General features: G+C 57.6%; 2 protein-coding genes. One reads left to right on the top strand and one right to left on the bottom strand.

Translation table 11 applies throughout. The features are described 5' to 3' along the window. A partial coding sequence (locus K3F48_RS23985) for a DDE-type integrase/transposase/recombinase (protein WP_222577947.1) occupies positions 1–189 on the top strand: 189 nt, incomplete at its 5' end. A 96-nt stretch (positions 190–285) separates the two neighbouring features. Here K3F48_RS23985 and K3F48_RS23990 read toward each other — a convergent pair. Further along, the coding region (locus K3F48_RS23990; RefSeq protein WP_222577948.1) for a phosphopantetheine-binding protein at positions 286–589 on the bottom strand (304 nt) is incomplete at its 5' end.

A 589-nucleotide genomic window follows, 5' to 3' on the forward strand; every position in this document is an offset into this window, starting at 1 on the left:
AATAATATCGTCGAGCAGGACCATCGAGCAGTGAAACGCGTGACGCGTCCGACGCTGGGTTTCAAATCATTTCGATCAACTGCCGCGACGCTTTCTGGGATCAAGTTGATGCACATGATCCGAAAGGGGCAGATGCGAACGACGAACGAAATGCGTCCCGCGCAGCAATTCTATTCCCTCGCCGCCTGAGCCACGTCATTCTCACTCACCCCGTCGCGCCTGTAGACAAAATTTGCGACAGAACCGCCGGGTGAGCGCTTACCGCAGACAATGTAGGGCATTCGTTCAAAACACATCGCCAAGTTCGGACACGAGTTGCGGTAGCATATCCTCGTCAAATTCCCTCAGCTGATTATCGATCGCAAGTTCAGCGAGTTCGGCGAGACTTCTTGTGTCAAAGACATGCTCGAGCGTCATCGCGAAGCCAGACGCCGCTTGGAACCGGTGAATCATCTGCACGGCGAGCAGGGAGTGTCCGCCGAGTTCGAAGAAGTCGTCGTTGCGGGAGACGCGTTCGACGCCGAGCAGGTCGGACCAGATCTCGGCGAGAACCCGCTCGGTCTCGCCGCAGGGGGGCTCGAAGCCGCGC

This window comes from Methylosinus sp. Sm6 (assembly GCF_019802345.1).
Classification (GTDB): Bacteria; Pseudomonadota; Alphaproteobacteria; order Rhizobiales; family Beijerinckiaceae; genus Methylosinus.